Genomic DNA, 3,511 nt, shown 5'->3' on the forward strand with positions numbered 1-3,511 from the left:
GGGGAGCCCGCGCTGATCCACACCGTGCGCGGGGTCGGCTACCGGGTGGGGCCGTCGTGACCCGGTCCGCGGGCAACCGGCTCGGACTGCGGAGCCGGATCGCCGTATTCTTCGTGCTGGCCATGGGTTTGGCGCTGGCGGGCATGGCGGCGGCCGCCTACTTCGTGGTCGGGCACGAATTGAACAGCACCCTCGATGTGAACCTGCGGCGGCAGTCGACCCGCATCGCACGGCAATTCCCCGCCGAGCCCTCGGTGGCGGCCATCTCCGGGTCCTGCCAGTACCTGGCCGCGCCGAGCTGCGTGCAGGTGGTGGCCGCGGACGGCAGCATCCGCTCCGAGCACATCCCCGACCAGTCGCTCCCGGTCGACGCGCGAACACGTGCTGTCGCAATGGGATCCGCGCAACCCTTCTTCACCGACTTCACCCTCCACGGCTACCCGATGCGGATGTACACCATCCAACTGGAGCCGGGCAGCGCGGTGCAGGTGGCCCAGCGCGCGGACTCGGTCGAGACCGGGCAACGGCGCGTCGGCCTCGCCCTGCTCGCCGCCGCGGCGGCCGGGCTGGTGCTGGCCGCAGGGCTAGGCATCGTCCTGGCGCGCCGGGCGCTCGACCCGGTGGTCACCTTGACCGAGGCGGCCGAAAAGGTCGCTCGCACAAGAGATCCCAGACATCACATCGCGGTCACCGGGTCCGATGAGGTAGCGCGCCTGGCGACCAGCGTCAACACCATGCTCGACGAACTCGACGCGGCGCTGACCGCGGAACGCGACGCGCGGGCCGCCCAACAGCGGCTCATCGCCGACGCCTCCCACGAACTGCGCACCCCGCTCACGGCGCTGCGCACCAATATCGACCTGTTGCGCCGCGCCGAGCGCATGCCACCCGCCGATCTCGACGCGACCGTGGCCGCGCTGCGAGTGCAGTCCGAGGAACTCTCGGGCCTGGCCGGCGACCTCATCGACCTGGCCCGCGCCGACGACCCGGGCCAGGTCCGCGACACCCTCGAGGACCTGCGCCTGGACCGGCTGGCCGAAGACTGCCTGGCGATCGCGCGAAGGCATTGGCCCGCAGTCGATTTCGAGGCCGAGTTGAACGCGGTGACGGTCCGGGGTGTGCCCGCGCGACTGTGGCGCGCCATCACCAACCTGCTCGACAACGCCGCCAAGTTCAGCCCGCCCGGCGGCACGGTCCGGCTCACCGTCGCCGATCACGCACTGTCGGTGCGTGATTCGGGCCCCGGAATTCCGGCAGAGGACCTGGCACACGTCTTCGACCGCTTCTACCGCTCACCCTCGACCCGGGCGATCCCGGGCCACGGCCTCGGCCTGGCCATCGTGGCGCAGGTCGCCGAGCTCCACGACGCCGAGGTCGGCATCGAATCCGACTCCGGCGGTTCGTGTTTCACGCTCACATTCCCCGTCTAGCGATCACGGCGGGGTGGGGCAGAACGGCGCGCAGGACGCCGGTGGGGTCGGGGCCGGAGTCGAGGGCACGTCGAAGTGCGCGGAACTCACCAGGAGCATGAGCCCGATGGCGATCCCCAGCACCGCCGCGGCGGCGGTGGCCACGACTCCCCAATTGAGCCGGGGGAAGGTGATGACCTCGCTGCCGTCGTCGAGAGCGAGGAAGATGACCGCCGCACTTGTCGGCGATCGAGACAGTTGATACAGAACAGTGTTCCGCCACCAGTTTCCGGCCATGGCAGCACGCGAGCCTTTTTCGAGTGATTCTGTTACCGAGTGATTCTCCGGTTGCCGTGATCACGGCAACACCCAGGCTACGCCCGAAATGTCGTTATAGCTAACGGCTATGTAATTGTCGCCCAGAGTTCATCTGAGTAGTTCTGCGGTGGCGGCCCGCCCGCGCGGCGACGAGGATCGAACCCGTTGCCGGACGGCCGATATGGAGCATGATGAACGACAATCCGCGACGCCCGAAGGGGCTCGGCAAGCGAGCCTGGGTCGCCACCCATCTGGTCCGCCGCATTCTGCGCACCCTGGCCTGGTCGAACTTCGTGCACGTCACCGTGATCGGGCGCGAGCACGTGCCCGCCTCGGGCGCGGCCATCGTGGCGAGCAATCACCTCTCGATGCTCGATGCCGTCTTCCTCTGGGGAGCGCTGCGCCGACGGGCCGTCGCGATCGCCATGGCCGAGTTGTGGTCGTGGCCCGTGGTGGGATGGCTGGTTCGCCGCCTCGGTCAGATTCCGGTGGTGCGCCGCGATGCCGAGTCGGGACGGGCCGCGACCGAGCAGGCCGAGCAAATTCTGCGCCACGGCGGGGTGCTGATCATCTACCCGGAGGGCCGCCTGGTCGCGGCGGGTGAGCGCGAGCCCTACAAGCCCGGGGTCGCGAAACTGGCTCTGGCCACCGGTGTTCCGATCATCCCGGTCGCCACCACGGGAACCGACGGCGTCCTTCCGACCCGGCGCGCGCGTGGCGACGGACCCGCGTTCGATCGCCGCCACCCGGTGACCATCCACTTCGGTGCGCCGATCGACCCCGCCGACTTCGATGATGCGGACAAACTGCTGGATCACCTGCGTCAGCGCATCGAGGACCTGCGGGCACAGCCCCGAAAACCAGGGTCCCCGAAGAGCTTGTGAAACAATGATGTCTCACAAATACTTTCGGCCATGAGCACGACGAAGACCGCTCGCTACCTCGCGATCGGCGCAGTACTGGCGGCGGTGGCGATCCCGTTTTCGACCGGAACGGCCACGGCCGATTCCGGAACCGACAACGGTCCGGGAAAGGTCAACATCTGGGTGGGCGGGGGGCCGGACATCCTCGCCTGCGAGGCGACGGCGCAAACCTGCAACCTGACCGCCTACGTCTACGACATGTCCACCCCGGTGACCCTCAGGGTCGATGGAAAGGCGCTGGCCACAGGCGTTCCCGTGGCGAGCTCGGGCACCGCGGAACCGGGCAAGTTCGTGACCGTCTGGACCCCGCAGACCGCGGGCGCACACGTGATCAGCATGCAACAGGGCAGCCAGAGCACCTCGATCACCGTGCAGATCATGGACAACAACGGGGCCGAGGCGAACATCAAACGCTTCGAGTATTTCCTCGCCGGGCTGGTGTGCAATACGGGATCCGGCCGGACGAGTTCGGTCTCGGGCTCGGCCGGCTGCATGCAGACCGGCGTGCACTGATCGAGAACCGCTAGGGTCGGCCGGGTGAATGTGCAAGTCATCCCCGGCCGATTGCTGGAAGTCCCTGTTCGTCAGCAATGACGACGATGATGAGTACTGGCAGTTGATCGGGCCCACCGACGCGGGGGCCGAAGGCCGCATCGGGCATCTTTCGCACGCGGTCGACGAGGACCCCACGCTGATGGACATCCTCGATCTCGAACCGGGATTCGAGGGGACCCGCGCCGCGCCTGGCAGCGCCTGGACCCGGACTGCCGCCGACTCTTAATCCCGTTGTCAAGCAGCAGTGGTGAGGGGCTCAGGTTGATAGAGCCGGTTGTCGCGGAGGAGTGCCCACACGACGTTGAC

Annotated in this window: 5 protein-coding genes; 4 read left to right on the forward strand and 1 reads right to left on the reverse strand. The window is 68.1% G+C overall.

What is annotated here, in order from left to right; all coding sequences use genetic code 11:
* The first annotated feature begins 56 nt into the window (after positions 1-56).
* Positions 57-1,430, forward strand: a complete 1,374-nt coding sequence (locus ACWELQ_RS41245) for a HAMP domain-containing sensor histidine kinase (protein ID WP_452402424.1) — start codon at positions 57-59, stop codon at positions 1,428-1,430.
* Between the two features lie 3 nt (positions 1,431-1,433).
* Here the strand turns inward: ACWELQ_RS41245 and ACWELQ_RS41250 are convergent, their stop codons facing one another.
* The gene (locus ACWELQ_RS41250; protein WP_452402425.1) at positions 1,434-1,706 is read right to left on the reverse strand and encodes a hypothetical protein; all 273 of its coding nucleotides are present in this window, start codon (positions 1,704-1,706) and stop codon (positions 1,434-1,436) included.
* A 212-nt stretch (positions 1,707-1,918) separates the two neighbouring features.
* Between ACWELQ_RS41250 and ACWELQ_RS41255 the strand changes: the two genes are divergently transcribed.
* Genes ACWELQ_RS41255 through ACWELQ_RS41265 form a run of 3 tightly spaced genes read left to right on the forward strand, consistent with a single transcriptional unit; the run spans position 1,919 to position 3,431 of the window.
* Positions 1,919-2,611 carry a lysophospholipid acyltransferase family protein gene (locus ACWELQ_RS41255; protein WP_452402426.1) on the forward strand — a complete coding sequence of 231 codons (693 nt, stop codon included), beginning with the start codon at positions 1,919-1,921 and terminating at the stop codon, positions 2,609-2,611.
* 30 nt (positions 2,612-2,641) lie between these two features.
* Positions 2,642-3,163 carry a hypothetical protein gene (locus ACWELQ_RS41260; RefSeq protein ID WP_452402427.1) on the forward strand — a complete coding sequence of 174 codons (522 nt, stop codon included), beginning with the start codon at positions 2,642-2,644 and terminating at the stop codon, positions 3,161-3,163.
* 28 nt (positions 3,164-3,191) lie between these two features.
* On the forward strand, positions 3,192-3,431 hold the full coding sequence (locus ACWELQ_RS41265; protein ID WP_452402428.1) for a hypothetical protein: 240 nt from the start codon (positions 3,192-3,194) through the stop codon (positions 3,429-3,431).
* Positions 3,432-3,511 lie beyond the last annotated feature (80 nt).

The sequence above is a fragment of the Nocardia sp. NPDC004722 genome (assembly GCF_053601505.1).

What these genes read in the sequence shown, in the direction of transcription:
- ACWELQ_RS41250 (WP_452402425.1), bottom strand. Translation starts at nt 1,706, where the DNA reads ATGGCCGGAAACTGGTGGCGGAACACTGTTCTGTATCAACTGTCTCGA.
- ACWELQ_RS41255 (WP_452402426.1), top strand. Translation starts at nt 1,919, where the DNA reads ATGAACGACAATCCGCGACGCCCGAAGGGGCTCGGCAAGCGAGCCTGG.
- ACWELQ_RS41260 (WP_452402427.1), top strand. Translation starts at nt 2,642, where the DNA reads ATGAGCACGACGAAGACCGCTCGCTACCTCGCGATCGGCGCAGTACTG.
- ACWELQ_RS41265 (WP_452402428.1), top strand. Translation starts at nt 3,192, where the DNA reads ATGTGCAAGTCATCCCCGGCCGATTGCTGGAAGTCCCTGTTCGTCAGC.